At 68.7% G+C, this 14,839-nt stretch carries 15 protein-coding genes; 9 read left to right on the forward strand and 6 right to left on the reverse strand.

The genetic code is table 11. The features are described 5' to 3' along the window. The first annotated feature begins 369 nt into the window (after positions 1-369). Positions 370-693 carry a hypothetical protein gene (locus ACIPLC_RS15180; RefSeq protein ID WP_400473423.1) on the forward strand — a complete coding sequence of 108 codons (324 nt, stop codon included), beginning with the start codon at positions 370-372 and terminating at the stop codon, positions 691-693. A gap of 214 nt (positions 694-907) precedes the next feature. After that, on the forward strand, positions 908-1,162 hold the full coding sequence (locus ACIPLC_RS15185) for a hypothetical protein (protein WP_400473424.1): 255 nt from the start codon (positions 908-910) through the stop codon (positions 1,160-1,162). Positions 1,163-1,293: 131 nt separating this feature from the next. Here the strand turns inward: ACIPLC_RS15185 and ACIPLC_RS15190 are convergent, their stop codons facing one another. Next, the gene (locus ACIPLC_RS15190) at positions 1,294-2,505 is read right to left on the reverse strand and encodes a hypothetical protein (protein ID WP_400473425.1); all 1,212 of its coding nucleotides are present in this window, start codon (positions 2,503-2,505) and stop codon (positions 1,294-1,296) included. 174 nt (positions 2,506-2,679) lie between these two features. Between ACIPLC_RS15190 and ACIPLC_RS15195 the strand changes: the two genes are divergently transcribed. The 5 genes from ACIPLC_RS15195 to ACIPLC_RS15215 are packed head-to-tail and all read left to right on the forward strand — an operon-like array spanning position 2,680 to position 9,730. Beyond that, positions 2,680-4,032 carry a hypothetical protein gene (locus ACIPLC_RS15195; protein ID WP_400473426.1) on the forward strand — a complete coding sequence of 451 codons (1,353 nt, stop codon included), beginning with the start codon at positions 2,680-2,682 and terminating at the stop codon, positions 4,030-4,032. After that, positions 4,019-4,612, forward strand: a complete 594-nt coding sequence (locus tag ACIPLC_RS15200; RefSeq protein WP_400473427.1) for a hypothetical protein — start codon at positions 4,019-4,021, stop codon at positions 4,610-4,612. The genes ACIPLC_RS15195 and ACIPLC_RS15200 overlap by 14 nt, the downstream gene beginning before the upstream one ends. Beyond that, entirely contained in the window at positions 4,609-5,265 is a 657-nt protein-coding gene (locus ACIPLC_RS15205; RefSeq protein ID WP_400473428.1) for a hypothetical protein, read from the forward strand. Before ACIPLC_RS15200 ends, ACIPLC_RS15205 begins: the two co-directional genes overlap by 4 nt. Beyond that, positions 5,262-8,375, forward strand: a complete 3,114-nt coding sequence (locus tag ACIPLC_RS15210; RefSeq protein WP_400473429.1) for a hypothetical protein — start codon at positions 5,262-5,264, stop codon at positions 8,373-8,375. The genes ACIPLC_RS15205 and ACIPLC_RS15210 overlap by 4 nt, the downstream gene beginning before the upstream one ends. Continuing rightward, positions 8,369-9,730 carry a hypothetical protein gene (locus ACIPLC_RS15215; protein WP_400473430.1) on the forward strand — a complete coding sequence of 454 codons (1,362 nt, stop codon included), beginning with the start codon at positions 8,369-8,371 and terminating at the stop codon, positions 9,728-9,730. The genes ACIPLC_RS15210 and ACIPLC_RS15215 overlap by 7 nt, the downstream gene beginning before the upstream one ends. Positions 9,731-9,835: 105 nt before the next feature. Here the strand turns inward: ACIPLC_RS15215 and ACIPLC_RS15220 are convergent, their stop codons facing one another. The 4 genes from ACIPLC_RS15220 to ACIPLC_RS15235 form a co-directional block, all read right to left on the reverse strand. Next, positions 9,836-10,279 carry a hypothetical protein gene (locus tag ACIPLC_RS15220; protein WP_400473431.1) on the reverse strand — a complete coding sequence of 148 codons (444 nt, stop codon included), beginning with the start codon at positions 10,277-10,279 and terminating at the stop codon, positions 9,836-9,838. A gap of 124 nt (positions 10,280-10,403) precedes the next feature. After that, positions 10,404-11,648: a tyrosine recombinase XerC gene (gene xerC, locus ACIPLC_RS15225; RefSeq protein ID WP_400473432.1), complete on the reverse strand. Its 1,245-nt coding sequence runs from the start codon at positions 11,646-11,648 to the stop codon at positions 10,404-10,406. After that, positions 11,648-11,926: a helix-turn-helix domain-containing protein gene (locus ACIPLC_RS15230; protein WP_400473433.1), complete on the reverse strand. Its 279-nt coding sequence runs from the start codon at positions 11,924-11,926 to the stop codon at positions 11,648-11,650. Before ACIPLC_RS15230 ends, xerC begins: the two co-directional genes overlap by 1 nt. Positions 11,927-12,093: 167 nt before the next feature. Then, on the reverse strand, positions 12,094-12,660 hold the full coding sequence (locus ACIPLC_RS15235; protein WP_400473434.1) for an XRE family transcriptional regulator: 567 nt from the start codon (positions 12,658-12,660) through the stop codon (positions 12,094-12,096). 256 nt (positions 12,661-12,916) lie between these two features. Here ACIPLC_RS15235 and ACIPLC_RS15240 point away from each other — a divergent pair, with 256 nt between their 5' ends. Next, on the forward strand, positions 12,917-13,078 hold the full coding sequence (locus ACIPLC_RS15240) for a hypothetical protein (RefSeq protein ID WP_256176758.1): 162 nt from the start codon (positions 12,917-12,919) through the stop codon (positions 13,076-13,078). Positions 13,079-13,176: 98 nt separating this feature from the next. Beyond that, entirely contained in the window at positions 13,177-13,974 is a 798-nt protein-coding gene (locus ACIPLC_RS15245; protein ID WP_400473435.1) for a class I SAM-dependent methyltransferase, read from the forward strand. On the opposite strand, the gene ACIPLC_RS15250 is transcribed toward ACIPLC_RS15245, so the two are convergent. Beyond that, on the reverse strand, positions 13,955-14,710 hold the full coding sequence (locus tag ACIPLC_RS15250) for a phytanoyl-CoA dioxygenase family protein (RefSeq protein ID WP_400473436.1): 756 nt from the start codon (positions 14,708-14,710) through the stop codon (positions 13,955-13,957). The two genes, ACIPLC_RS15245 and ACIPLC_RS15250, sit on opposite strands and share 20 nt — an antisense overlap. Between the last annotated feature and the right edge of the window lie 129 nt (positions 14,711-14,839).

Consider the following 14,839-nt stretch of genomic DNA (forward strand, 5'->3'; position numbering starts at 1 on the left):
AAGGCCGCGAACGGAGTCGGAAGCGCGTGGCCGACCGGCTCGTGCGGGCACTGCGAGATCAGATCGCCGTCACCTACGACGAGCCGCGGGTGCTGCTCGCCAGCGGGCTGGGCAGGGTCGCGTTCTCGGCCTTCACGGACGGGCCCGCCCGGGAGAAGGGTGTCGTGCTCCATGCTCGTACCGAGAGCAGCTCTGGCCGGAGGGTCGACCTGTGCTTGTTCGGCAGCGGACAACACAGTCGACTTCCGGGCCGGCGAGGCGATCGAGGGAAGCTCCTCGTCCGCCTGGTCCGCTGTCGCTGAACTCCTCGAAAGCCGAGGTACCCGGAACACCTCGCAGTGGGACGAGCCAGGACTCGCCATCGAGGCATTGAAGATCGCGCTCGGAGACAGAGGTCGAACCCAGGGCGGCTCGCCGGAAGAACCGTGGACACGCCCGTGGGCGCTCGGCCATGCCACCGACGTCGAATGGCTCGCGGTGATCTACAGCGACGTCACGCTCGACCCCGAGCGGTGGGACTTCAACGGCACCAACCTTGAAGGCACCCAGCGGATCATCGTCGGGGCCCCGCTGTGGGTGCGTACGGCCGGCCCGCAAGTAGTGGTCCGGTACGCCGACCTACGCCAACCGCAGGCCCCTCGGCTGGCTTGGTGGCGCCGTCCATCGACTGGGCTTCGCCAGAGCAGCCGATGACCGCTTACGCGCGGGCGCCTTTCTGGGCAGGCTCGAACCCTGAGCGAGGATGACCGCAGGCCAGCTCGCCGTGAAGTACCTTCTCTGAACTACAGCCCGTGACCGGCTTGCAACTCATCAACCCGGCGCTCTACGATCCGACTTGCAGCGCGCCTGATACGCTGCCGGCTTTTTGAGTCGAGCCTCAAAAAAAAGACTCCGCTAGTCTGCTAGCGTGGTGAGCTTTTTCTCACTGCTGGCGACTGCAGACGGAGCTGACACCGCCATCTGGCGGATTGAGGCTGGCTGTTCGTTGAGCACTGTTCTGCTCAAGCACGCGCTTGTTGGGCTGAAGTTCCTCCCTGTCCTGCTAGTGGTCGCGCTCTCCGCTCCGGCATGGCTGACCTGGCCTTTCCTTTCAGAGCAGCGCCAGCATGTGGTGCTCGACATGGTGAAGGCGTTGGCTGACTGGAGCCGCAACACCCGTTGATCGCTGCGGGCCCGCCCTGTTGATGTGGGCGGGCCCGCAGCCGTCAACTTCGATGACTGGTCAGGTCATTCGGGGTCATCAGGCCGCACCACCCTTTCCGTCGTCGGCCGCGCGCTAACCCTGGCCACTGCCTACCAGTTCGCTGCAGGGCCCAGCTGCGCGAGCAAAGTATCGACTGGCAACTCTGTCTCCCCGGTGCCGAGTGCAGTAACTGGCATGGCGATGTCGGTGCCCGAGGTGAGCCGGTCGGCGATCAGCTGCGGGACGAGCAGGGCCACCGTCCCGGCTGGCCAGTTCGTGGCCACCTGGTACGTGGCGAGAACCCCCGCTTCCCACTGGCTCAGCGGGTCCTGGGAGCGGCCGAGGGAGCTGTCGAACGACGTTGGCAGTACCGACACGGCGAGGAGTCGCCGGGGCCTTGCCTTTTGCGTGGCGGTAACAGCGCGGGCTTGCGCGCACCAGGACGTGAGCAGCTCGTCGAGCGCAGCGTATGCCTCGTCGCGGCCCTTGCGGCGGCGGCCGAAGGCGTAGTGCAGAACCAGCGACGCGGAGGGACGGTTGTCCTCGAGTGCCAGCCATGAGCGGGCCGTGTCCTCGGCCCAGTCAGCCCAGGCCCTTCGCAGCACTGCCTCGGTTTGGTTCCCGAGACCGGCGAAGCCTTCCTGCGTCGAGAGGTCGCGAGGCTGCTCAAGTCGGGTAACAGCTGCGGAATCGAGTAGGGCGTCGGGTGGTAGCAGCGCGGCGAAGGCGCACCGCTCGGATTCGATCACGGCGGCGAGATCGCCGAGGGTTGGCTCCGCCCATGTTGCGAGCCAAGGATGGGCTGCCGCGGCGGAGTTGCTCTCCAGCATGAAGTTGTGGAGGTGGCGCCAGTGTCCGTGGTGACGCTCGCGGATGAAACGGGCGAGGGCGTACCGGTCCGATTCCGCTTGGTCGCGCCCGTCGCGTTTGGGGTAGTTGCCTTGGGCGAGCACTGCAGCGGCGTCAGCTTCGTCGGAGGGGGCGAAGTCCACGTCCGGCGAAGGATCAGGGCCGGAATGCGCCGTCGCTCTCAGTACGTCCCGGACCGAGCTCGTGAACTTAACCAGCGGATCATCGGAAGGCATCGGCCAAAAGCAGGTGCCGCACAACCGCTCCGCCACCTCGCCCAGTTTCACCGTTGTCGCTTCGACGGTTCGGGAGGAACGGAGCAATCCGCACGTCTGCTCCCCGTGGAGCTTCCCGTTCCGGGAAGAAGAAGTCGTGAAGCAGCTCAGAGGGATGCTCGACAAGGGGCCGAGAGGCACGTCGGCGCTGAGGACGCGGCCGAGGTCCAGGCGGTAGGTGCGCGGGTCGGGGGACATGGCTGCAGGCTAGCGAACGGCGTCCACGGTGGAGCGCCAGCTTCTGGGGCACCCGGCTGGCATTCTCCGGTCTGATCGTTCTCTGCGCTCGAGTCGCCGATCACCGGTTGAGTCTGAGATTCATCTGAAAGAGCCCAGAGGGAGCCCTTGTTGCGAACGTGACATAAGCGGACAATGGTGTCGTTCGCGCTGGAAGTTTTGGAAGTGCCGCATGTGAACACAGATCCACCCCCTGGCGAGCCCCAGGGGCCAGGCGACCTGCCGGGCAAGCTCAGCCCGCGGCAGCAGGCCCTGAATGTGCGCGCGTTCAGCGCAGTGGTCGCCAAGTTCAGGGAAGCGCTCCTGGAAGGGCCGGAAGCGCTCGCAGTCGCCCGCGACATCGTCGCCGCCTTCGCGGACAGTGAGGCGTCCGGAGGGCCGACCAAAAGTGACGTCTGGGCCCTGATCGAGGAGAGGCGCTCACCGCAGTACGGTGAGGGCTTCTTCGACGCCCGATGGGCGATCTTCGAGCACTACGGCGCGATCCAGCCCTACCTCGCCAAGAAGCACCAACAGCGCTACGCGCTGCATCCTGCCGTTGGGCCCGCCATCCTGGTCCACGAACGGTTGCGCCGGCACCGGGGGATCGACGAACTGGCGGCGCTGCTCGACGAGACCAGATCCTTGATCAAACAGCGCTCCCGCGACCGGGCCGCCATCGAGGCCGGCATGGCGTACAGCCGGCAGATGCTGAGCCTCTACGCGATTCACCTCGAGCGGCTGGTCGCCGTCGCCGGCATCCGAGAGCTGGCCGAGGAACAGCGGGAACACAACTTCCCGGGCCTGACCGAGAAGGTGGAGTTCCTCAACAAGGAAGTCTCCGATCACTTCCCGAACGATCACGCCCTCGACTACCAGGCAGTAGCCCTGCTGAACGCCGAGCAGCGCTACCAGCGGGCGCTGGCAGCCGCCATCCAGCGGATCGTCGAACAAGGTGGACGCACCCTCGACTTTGCCGTGCTCAGCGCGGAGGAATACCTCGAAGCCGCCCGACACGCCCCGCCGGCCCTCCTCGGTCAGTTCGGTGCCGATCTTGTGGCGGACCCGCCGACCGTGTGGATCGATGCGGGCATGCTGATGAAGGCGGTCGAGGAGTTCGCTCCCTACACCCGGCTCCGGCGCCGCCCGACCATGCCGCAGGTGCCACCGGAGCGCGACCCCGTACAGCGGATCGGCGAGGCCCGGGTCCGCGAACGCAGCCGTCAGGACCACCTGGCCGAACGTGTTCTCGTGGAAGGCGACCGCGCGGACCTCACCGCCGAACTCCAACGATCCCGCTGGCCGGCCGCCGCCCGCCTGCTCGCAGACCTGATCGGGCTCGACGCAGACCCGTACGCGCCGTACCGCCTGGAGATCGGCATCAACCTGATCGTCGACCGCATCGGCTGGGTCACCTACCTCCACCCCGTCTACCTGAACCGGCAGGATGCCAAGGCACCAGAACACCTGCACCGCCGCAGACACGAGGAACACCATGGAAGCGCCTGACACGGCCTGCATCCTCGCCACCGCCCGCGCCCAGGGCCTGGTCGACACCCGCAGCCTGCCGACACAGGCCGTCGAGGCGGCGCAGCGCCGGGCCATCGCGTGCGGTCGGCGCCTCGTGGACTGCGCTGGCCCAGTCCCGCCACCGGCACTTACCTCCGGCCGGCCAGGCGCGATTCGCCAAGTGCGGACCCTGGGATGGTCCGTTCCCCCCGTACCGGAGGAAACGGCCGCCTACCCGGTGAGGCGCCTGAGCCCGACCCAGTCCGTCACCTTCGCCGTGTGCCTCGCGGCAGGATGGCGAGATGTCCGCCAGCCGCCCTACCCCGGCGAGCCGTTCGACCGCGCGCTGATCGTCGACACCCTGGTAGACATCGGCGCCGACTCCAACACGGTCAAGGACACCCTCGACACCGAGCTGCCCCTCCTGCTGCTCATCTACAGCGACGGCACACACCTGCGCCTCGGTCCCGCAGTCGCAGCCCTGCCCGACACCTTCACCGAGGCCGTACGTCGAATGCACGACCACCTGCCCCACCCACCCGAGACGGCCAACCGAGCACCGGACGAGAGCGAACCATGACCGAGACCCTCTCCGACCGGGAGGAGACCCTGGTCCTGGCGGCCGTCGCCGCCCTGGAAACCACCGACGGCCTGGTCCCGGCAGACGCATTCCCCGCCCTCGCCGACGACGCACTGCGAGCCGCCGTCGCCAGCCGCCTGAAGGCCACCGGCCGCACACTCATCGCCCGCGAGCACCGCACCATCGCCGGATACACCAGCGGCTACGACGACACCGTGGCCCGCAAGCTCGCAGCCGACGGGATCGGTCTCCTCCCGGAAGTCGACCGCGCCGTGCTCGCCATCGTCCTGCTGCGCACCGTGGCGATCCCCCGCGCCAGCAGAAAGCACCAGTCCACCTCCTGGCTCAGCGACGGCCCCGGCACTTCCATCACAGAGCTCTACAGGAACGACGATCCCGAGGTCACCTACGCGCTGCTGCGTCCCGCGCTACGACGGCTCAAGGCCCGGCGCCTGCTGCGCACCGGGTACCGCGGGCAGATCCTGCCCGGTCCCGCCCTGCTGCGGCTCACCGACGCGCAGTCGGCCCGTCTGTGGGAGGACCTGGTCCTGGTCACCCTGCCCGACTCCCTGTACGCCGACGTCATCCGACGCCGACGCGAGCGACAGGACACGGCGCCGCAGTCCCGGCCGGCCGAGGAGCTCGAATCATGACCACCCACCCGACCCCCGAAGAACCCACCGGCACCCGAGAGATCGACCTGGGCATCATCGGCGACCGCCAGCTGGTGGCCGTGCAGACCTTCGACATCGCCCGTCACCCCTCGGCTGCCGTCGTCACCGTGCCCGGAAGCTTCGTCGCGGTCACCGGCAAAGGCCCGGAGGACTCCAACGAGAGCGGCAAGACCAGCTGGCTCGCAGCCGTCGCGCTCCTACTCGGCGACCCGGAGTGGCGCATGTACGGAGCAGGCCCGGCATCCGTTGCCCAACTGCTCTTCGAACCCGACACCGCCGGCGTCGCCGCCCAGCGGTACCCGGCAGCCACGTTCGGCTTCATCGCGGGCATGTTCGTCGATCCGAACGACGTCCTGGGCACCGCCCACACCGTATGGATGAGGATCTCCGCCACCGCCCCCTACGTCCAGGTCCGGCACGCCCCCGGGATCCACCTTGCGACCTCCGACGACGACGAGGAACGCCACCAGGCCGCCTCAGCGATCTTCAAGTCACTCCCAGGTCCGCCGCTCGGGGCGATCCAGTACGCCGAACGCCTTTACGGACCGGTCCCGCGCTGTCTCGCCTACCTCACGTCCCGGGGCAAGCGCCGAGGCGGTCCGTCGCTGCTGAAGCTGGAGACCGGGCTGTTCACCCCGGCCGGCATCGGCGCGGCCCTGATCGACCTGACCGGACGGGCCCACCTACTCGAAACCGACGAGAACGTCCGTCGAGACCTCGCAGGCGCCATCGCCCAGCTCGCCGAGCGGACAGCAGAGAACGAGAACGCCCGCGACGAGGAGGAGCAAGCCCTGTACGCAGTTGAACAGCGAGACAAGGCGCGCTCCAACCTGGCCCAGGCCAACGAGTACTGGGAACTGCACTACGCCCGTGGCCTGCTCGACGTCCTCGCCAAACGAGACCAGCTGGAGCAGGGGAAGGAAGATCTCAAGACGCCACTCGACGATGCGAAGCGCGCTGTTGCGCGCGCGACCACCGAGTTGGACGCGGTGCGCGACAGCCAACAGGCCGACGAAGCCCTGCGCGCAGCATCGGAGAAGAGCCAACGGGCTGCCAACCAGCTGGAGGAAGCCCGTACCCGATCGGCGGGTCTGAAGAACGACATCACCCGCACCGAGGAGCGCATCCAGGAGGAAGAACACGAAGCGGCCGGCGCCCACGGCACCCTGGCCGACGCCCGCCCGCTCGCCGACGAAGCACGCCGGAGCACGCTCGCCGCCGAAGTCACACGCACCGCCGCGAACGCCGCCCACGCCGAAGCCGTACGCAACGTCGAGCAGGCCGAACGCGGCCACTACGGCAACGCCGGGCGCGCCGTGCAGATCCTTGATGCCGCCGGCATCGAGGCCGTCGGCCTCCTGGACGGCCTCGACATCCCAGCCGGCCAGCGCGCCCGCTGGGAGGCGCGCCTCGCTCTCTACCGCGACGCGGTCTGCATCGACGCCGGCCAGGCCGACCAGGCCACCGAAGCACTGGCCGATCTGCCCGGCGCGGTCCTGGTCCTTCGCCAACACGGCCGATCAGCACGCTCCCCAGCGTTCGCGCCTTCCGCCCTGCGGCCCTTCCTCCACGCTCTGGCCGAACGACTCCAGACCACGACGGACCCCATCGCCGCGCTCGACGACGAGCTCGGCCTGCGGGTCCTGGGCGGGTTCCCGCAACCCATCACCGGCCGAGACGCCCTGCTCGAACGCCTGCGCCACGTGGCCGACGAGACCGCAGCGGCCCTGGGGACAGCCGAGCAGACCGTGGAACGGGCCCACACCACCCAGGCCGACGCCGAGCTGCTCGTCAGCCGCCTCGAACACGCCGAGCGAGCCGCCACGCTGCGCGAAGCTCGCCAAACGATCGAGGGCGCGCTCGCCCAGGCCGAAGCCCAGCTGCAGAACCTGCTGGAGGCCGCGGAATCGGCCGAGCAGCACATGCGTGCCGCTCTCGTGAAACAACAGACCCTCGTCCTTCAACGCCAGAACGCAGAGCACCAGTTGCGCGACGCGAGGCAACAGCAGGAGGCCGTCACGGCGCAGATGGAGGAGGCCGACCGACAACTCGCCGCTTTGAACACCACGTACTGGCTCGACCGGGCCGGCAGCCGCGAACAGGCCCTCACCGCACTGCGCTGGCCAAGAGACGGCGAGGAACCGGACCCCGACGCACAGCCCCCCGACCGCAGAAGCGAGATCTCACTACGAGACAACGCGGGACGTTACCTCCTGCAAGCCATGGCCGACCTCGGCATCAACTCCATCACCGGCGCCAATGCCCCCACCCCCGCCATCGCGAACGCCATCCACCTGCGCACCAACCAGGCCGGAGACGAAGGCACACGACAGTTCCCGGGCGCCGAAGCATTCGAGGCACCAGCCACAGCGATCCAGGACTGGCTCGACACCCGAGCCGATACCGACCGCGGAACGCGAACCCGCATCACGACCAACCGAGAAGAGCGCGAACTCGGCCTCACCGCCGGCAGGCGGACCGTGGCCGATCTCCAGCAGAGCGTCCACGCCATGCAGGACAGCATTACGCTGCGACTCGACCAAGCTCTCCAGGACATCGAGAACGCACTTGACCGCCTCAACCGCGCAGCCGGCCTCTACGGCGCCGAGCTGCGCCGCAGGCTAACACCGCCGGCGTCACTCTCCGATCTGTGGCGCTGCGAGATCACCCCGTGCTGGCGGCGCACTCCCGCGGGCTCCATGCTCCCGTACGACAACATCACCAACGCCGCGCAGGAGAAGCTGTTCTCCATCCACCTCGTCCTCGCTGCGCTCCTCGCCTCACCCCACCCCCGCGGACGGCTCCTCATCCTCGACGAACTCGGTGACGCGCTGGGCTACCACCACCGCCGGGAGGTCCTCTCGGCGATAGCCGGAACCGCCCAGGAGCACGGCATCACCGTCCTGGGGACCTGCCAGGAGACATTGATGGACGACGCCGCGGACTTCTGCGGCGGCATCCTCTACTTCCACTACCCCAGCCACACCGAGGCCCTCAACACCGCCACCCGGATGTTCGGCTACGACGACAACAACGAGCGTGTCGAGATCACCCTCGAAGCCCTCCTGGCAGGACGCACCTGGTGGTGACCGGCACCGCGGACCAGCCCCACCACGGCCCGGTCGTCCACCTGGCCGGAACACCGGCCGGGCTGGCCGCGCGCTTCGTCCAACGCACCAGCCGCCAGGACGACGGAACCCGTCGCATCGTGCGGCCGAGAGGGAAACGGCTGCGGGATACCCACGTCGACCTCCAACCTGCCGTACCACCTGATCCGGCCGCACTCGATCTCCTCCTCTCCACCCGCCGGCAAGGGGACCGCACCTTCATCTTCGGCGCGACAACCCGCACATGGTCCACCGTCAAAGCACGCTTCAGCGACGAAGCCTGGACACTTGCCGTCGAACTCGTCCGGGCTGGCACCGTGACCCTGCGCTGCGAAGTCACCGCCGACCTCACCCTCGGCGCCCCGACCCGATGGCACCTGACCACCGCAGGCCGCGGCCACGCCCGGGTCCACCTGGAGGCCCGCGACGTACAGGCACAACGTCGCGCCCGCGCGCTCCTCCGAGCCCGCGAAGCCATCGCCAACCCTCAGGAACTGCCCGAAGGCATCGTCGAAGACGACCTACGACGGCTCGACGAAGCACTCACCCGCGAACTGGAAAGGCCCTCACCTGCGAACAAGCGGATCGCCCTTCTCGCAGCACTGGCCCACGACCTGGCTCAAGGCACCCGCCACACCGGCACCCGCGCGTTCTCCCTCGCACACACCCGCAACTCCAAGACCTGGGACGACGCGATCCGCGCGCTGCGCGAGACCGGAGTCCCCACCGCCCTGGCTGAGGCGATCGGCCTTCGCGGGCACAGCAGGATAGGCCTCGGTGGACCCATCACTGCGATGCCGGAAGGCCAACGCCGACCCCTGGACAACCTCGGGATCGTCCTCATCCCGGCCGCGACCCCGGACCTCCACCTTCAGCTGGGCAGTCGAACCCTGGTCGTGATCGAGAACCTCCAAGCCGCGGACGCCGTCTACGAGGTGCTCAGGATGCGCCAGGAAGCACCGGGGATCATCTACCACGCCGGAATGCCGAGCTACGACATCCGCCTGCACGTCTCTGAACTCGCCGAGCAGGCGGACACCGTCATCATCGCCCCCGACGCAGACCTCGGCGGAGTCCGGATCGCAACCGCCATCTGGAACTCGCTGACGCCGTCCGCCCGGGAACGAACCGTCATCTGCGACGTCGGGCTGACACCAGGCCATCTGCCACAGGCCCCCTGGACTCCGGACAGTCCTGTCTGGCGGGATCTTCGAGCCATGCTTGACGGCCCTGCTGCGGCGCTGGCTGACGGTTGCCTCCGCCGTGGTTATCCGGTCGAACAGGAAGGCTGCATCACAGAAGCCGTGGTGGCTCTCATGGACGGCGCCTCGTCATGACCCGGGGATGGGAATCGCTGTCGTCAGCTCCGGGGCTCCGGTCCTGCTACTCAACGGCCTGGGCGGCTGGGCACTTTGGCGGTGGCGCGGCCGTTCACTCCTGGCTCATGCATCGTCGGCCGCATCGAATGCCGCTCGGAACTCCTGGGCGGTCACGAACACCGAGCCGCGGGTTGCGTGGGGGGTTCCGGTGGCGATCCTCTTCGAGACCGCCTCGGCGGCATCCCGCGTTTGGGCCATCTTGTAGCGCTCGACGGCCGCTGCGAACTCCTTGGGGACTTCTCGCTGGTCTAGGACGCCGGCCAGCGCCACGGTCGCGCTGACGGAGCCGTATGTCTGCAGCTTCGACCAGCCGAGTTCTCGCGCCGCCTTGCGCATCGCCGACCGGATGAGCGGGAGACCGCCCAAGTCCTCGACCTCACTCGGCAGAAGACGCAGCTCATAGGTCCCTCCGTAGCCGCCCGCGTCGGGCGGGCAGGCACGGCGCAGCAGCGGGATCAGCACGCCGACCAGCTTCTGGTGGCGCGGGTCATTTGCGAGGGATGACATGCGGCTGAGGATAGTTCGGACCTGCGGCCCGATCACCCCGAGCGGAGCCGGAAGGCAACAGCGGGGGTTGGGTTCCACTACTTCGTGGGAACCCAACCCCGCGCCGTTGCCGGTGCTGATGACGTCAGGCCGAGAGGGCGAGCTGGCGGATCTGCTCGATCTCAACCTTCGGGCCGGGGAGGCCGCGGGAGGCGTTGATGTAGGCGGTGAGCTGGGCGCCGGCGCGCTCGATGGAGCGCAGGTCGGGGTGGAGATACCTCTGAGTCGTGGTCAGTTGGCCGTGTCCGGCGATTCGCATGAGGACATGGGGCGGGACGCCAGCGTCGGCGAACCAGGTCAGAGCGGTGTGGCGGAGGTCGTGGCGGCGCAGGTACTCGTAGCCAAGCCGGACGACGACGTCATCCCAATGGGTGGCGTCGCGCAACACCGCGGTGGTGATCCGGCCGCCGAGAGGGCCGGTGAACAGCCTGGCGTCGGAGCGGTTGCCCACCCGGGAGATCCGCCAGGCGATGTTGGGCCGCAGCTCGGGGATGATCGGAACGAGGCGGGAACGCTTGCCCTTGGTGCCCTTGTCGATCAGTCCGCCGGGGGCGGTGGTGGTCTGTCGGCAGACCCGCCAGATCCACTTGTCGGTGTCGATGTCGCCCGCGCGAACGCCGGAGACCTCGCCGATGCGAGCGCCGGTGCCGCCAGCGAAGCGTACGACGTCGCCCCAGCCGTCGTACTGGTTGTACGAAGCGGCCACCAGGGCGTCGGCGAGGCGGTCGAGGGTGTCCCAGTCGCGCAGCGCGAGACCGCGGGGGTCGTGTTCCTCGTCTTCGGCGGTCTTGATCAGCTTCTGCCAGCCGTTCAGGCGGGCGGGGTTGATCTCGATGATGCCGTCGCGGATGGCCTGCTCCATGACCCTGACCCACACCGCGACCGTGTTCTTGAGGGTGGAGACGCCCGCGCCGTCGGCGATCCAAGAGTTGAGGGCGCGGTCGGCGATGCCAGCAGTGATGCCGACGACCTCAAGGTGGCCAACGGTGGGTTTGACGCGGAGGCGCCAGCCTGCCATGTAAGGGGCGTGGGTCTTGAGTTCGAGACCGCGCATCGCCAGGTCCATCACGGAGTCGCCGTACTCCCCGAGCGAGGCGGTGGCGAGATCGACGCTGACGCCTCGGCCAGCCGCCTTCATGATGCGGTCCAGCCAGTCCTGCGCGGAGTCCTCGGTCGGGAACATGGTGGACCGCGAAAGGCGCATGCGACTGTCGGCCGGGTCGGTCCAACGAACCCTGGCACGGTACGGGTTGGGGTTGCCGGCCCGGTACTCGATGTCGGTGCGGAGCTTGACACCGACCGGGGCGTCGATACGCTCGGGCGCCGTCATCAGGCCGCCACCTTCGGAAGCACGAGGCAGCTGGCCAGGTAGTCGGCGAGGTCCTGGTGCCGGTAGCCGATCCGGCCTCCGACCCTGACGTAGGCCGGCCCCGTGCCCTCGCGTCGCCAGCGACGCAGAGTGGCGGGGCTGACCTTGAGTATCGCGGCGGCCTCGTCGGCGGTGTGCAGAAGTGCGGGAGCGTCCGAGGACGAGCAGACGCAGCCTTGGGTGGACGGAAGCGAAGGGGGAAGCGCACTGCGTGCGGCCCGTGTCTGGGCATACGGCATGATGGGGCGAGCCCTCTCTGGTCGATGGCCAAGGGGTGGCTGGGTCTCCGGGACGGGCGGAAGCTGGCAGGCGAAAGCCGTCTCGGAGACCGTCAGGTGTGACGGAGAGCGGGGAGTTCGGGGGGCGCGGCGGCGATCAGCGTCGCGTCCCGAACGGGGAGTTGGATTCAGTCCAGCGCCGGATTGCTGGGGGCGTCGACGAACTCCAGAGCGGCCAGCAGCGGTGGCGGCTGAAGCCCGTCGGCTCGCATCTGCTCTCGGACGGCCTTGAGTCGGGTGCAGTCCTCGTGGGCCATGCGGTCGAGTTCGTCCGCCTGGCGAGCTAGCTGCTCGTAGCGAGCCGACCCGAGGGCCTGGCGTGCCTGGAGGCGACGGCTGTGGGCTTCGCGGGTGGAGATCAGCGCGGTGCGAACATCGACGTCGTGTTCGCGGAAGACCGCGAGTACGGCTCGGGCCGTCCCTGGCGGTGGTGCTTCGCCGAAGTGGTCCTCGCCGGTGACCCATGCGGCTGCCTCCCAGACGGACAGGGTCACCTCGGGCAGGAGGTCGACATCGGCCTGGCCCTCCAGCGGGATGAGCAGTGCTACGAGCGGCAGATCGAGGGCGTGGGCGAGAACCAGGGCTTCCTCCACCTTGAGCGAGTCCCGCTGACCCTTCTCGATCTTGGTGATGGTGTTGGCGGCGATCGGTACCCCTCGTGCCGCGCATGCTGCCGAGAGGTCGCTGGTCGTCATGCCACGCTGGGCTCGGTGCGTCTTGACTGTTTGGGCGATCCGCGCCGTGAGCGCAGCCGGCCACTGCTCCTTGAATTCTGTCACAAGGGAAGAATACATGAGGCATCTTCTTCGTCCAGGGCAGATGTGATAGATGTTTCTCGCACAGAGAACATCGCTTGGGAGGGAAGTTGCCGTGAACGCAGTCCGGACTGCCCGGTCGGGAAAGTACTCGCCGGAAGCTCTCGCTGCCCTCCCGCCGGCGATACCGCTCTCAATGGCCAACGAGCTCCTCTCGCTCGGCCGGACGGTCGGATACCGCATGGTCAGGGAGGGCCGCTACCCGGTCACCGTCGTGGAAGTCGGCGGCAGCTACCGCGTGATCACCGCGGACCTCCTCCACTTCCTGCGCCCGCGTACCTCGCGGAATGCGGCGTAGATTCCAGGAGAAGGGCGCTTCGGCCGTTACTTCGTTCCAAGGGCGGAGCTCGACCGATGTGGCCTGGGCGGCGGTGGCAGGATGACTGCGTGGCGGAGATGAGTAATGAGCCGGCGGAGCTGTTCGACGGCAGCGCGCCGTACTACGCGGCCTACCGGCCAGGCTACGACGAGCGGATGTTCATCCATGTCGCAGAGCGCCTCGGCCTCGACGGGACCGGGTGCGCACTGGACCTGGGCACCGGCACTGGAGCGGTGGCCCTTCCGCTGGCCCGAATGGTGAACTCGGTGATCGCCGTCGATCCGCAGCCGGGCATGCTCGCCGAGGCCCGAGCGCTTGCCGCCGCGGACAGCGTGACCAACATCGAATGGCGCCTGGGCGAGGCGGCACAACTGGCCAGCATGGACCTGCCGCCGCTCCGGGTGGTGACCGTAGGAGCCGCCTTCCACTGGATGGACCGCGCAGCCGTCGCCCAGGACCTGGATGCCCTCATCGACGACGGAGGCGCGATCGTGCTGGCCTCCGGCGGAGCACCGGGCGACATTGCCCCGCCGCCTTGGTCGGACACGATCAGGGAAGTCCGGGTCCGGTACCTCGGCCCGGAGCGCCGGGCCGGGCGCGGTACCTACACCCACCCGGCCGAGCGCCACCAGGACGTGCTGGCCCGTTCCCCGTTCTCCCGGATCGAGACCGCGTACTGGGACCGGACGATCGCCCGAACCGCGGACGAGGTGGCCGGCCTGCAGCTCTCCTACAGCTACAGCAGCCCGCGCCAACTCGGCCCGGACACGAAGGCGTTCCTGAGCGACGTGCGCGAGGCCCTGCTGGCCTTCGACCCGGCGGGCACCTTTGAGCAGACGATCCGCACGGAGGTGATCATCGCCCGTCGTTCGTGACGGAGCCTCCCGTCAGGTCCGGAAGCGCGAACTCCAACAGCGGGTCCGTCACAACCTCGCGCCAGCGTTCGCGGTGGCCGACGGCGCGCAGCCGGAAGTACACGGTCTCGCGGCGTTCGTCGGCGGCGGTACCGAAGTGCCCGCCGATGTTGTGGGCGAGCAGGTAGTGGACGAGGACCAGGCTTCCGGCCGTGCCGGTCACCTGGAGCGGGGTGGGCAGCTCCACGGGCGGGTAGGGCGTCGCGTCGCGCAGCGCGTCCGCGCCGTGGTGGCGCAGCCACGCTGCCGTGCTCAGGTGCGTGCCTGGCCAGACCCAGAGGTTGCCTCGGTCGATCTCGCGCTGGTCAGTGAGTAGGAGGCCGGCCAGGACGGTGAACGTGCCGGGGCGGCCGTCGTCCTCGGTGGGGGTGAGGCCGTCGATGTGAGGAGCACCGGGGTGGTGCAGGTGCGGCGGCAGGGTGAGCGCCAACTGCGCGACCTCCGGGGCAGGCAAGGTGAGGTCGGACCGCAGAAACGCGCGGACGGCGTCCCCGATGCCGCTCTCCTCGTAGAGGGCACGCAGGTCGGCGTGATCGGCGAGGGTCGGCCACAGGAAGTACGGGCCGGTGCGGCCGGGCTCGGGCGGCTGGGCCGCAACGTGCTGCGCGAGCGCCGAACGCCAGCGGTCCACCTGCTCGGCGGTGAGGACATCGGGCACAACGCAGTAGCCGTCACGGTGAAAGCTGCTGACAGCCAAGGGAGTTGTCGTCTCCATGTGGCCATGGAATCGTTAGCCAGCCCGGGCGGGCAACGGAATTTCTGCTGCCCGCCCGGGGTCCAGCGAGACGGGCCCTGCCGGGTCGGGCAGAAGACCTGCCCTCGGCAT

The organism is Kitasatospora sp. NPDC086801, assembly GCF_044745805.1.
Classification (GTDB): Bacteria; Actinomycetota; Actinomycetes; order Streptomycetales; family Streptomycetaceae; genus Kitasatospora.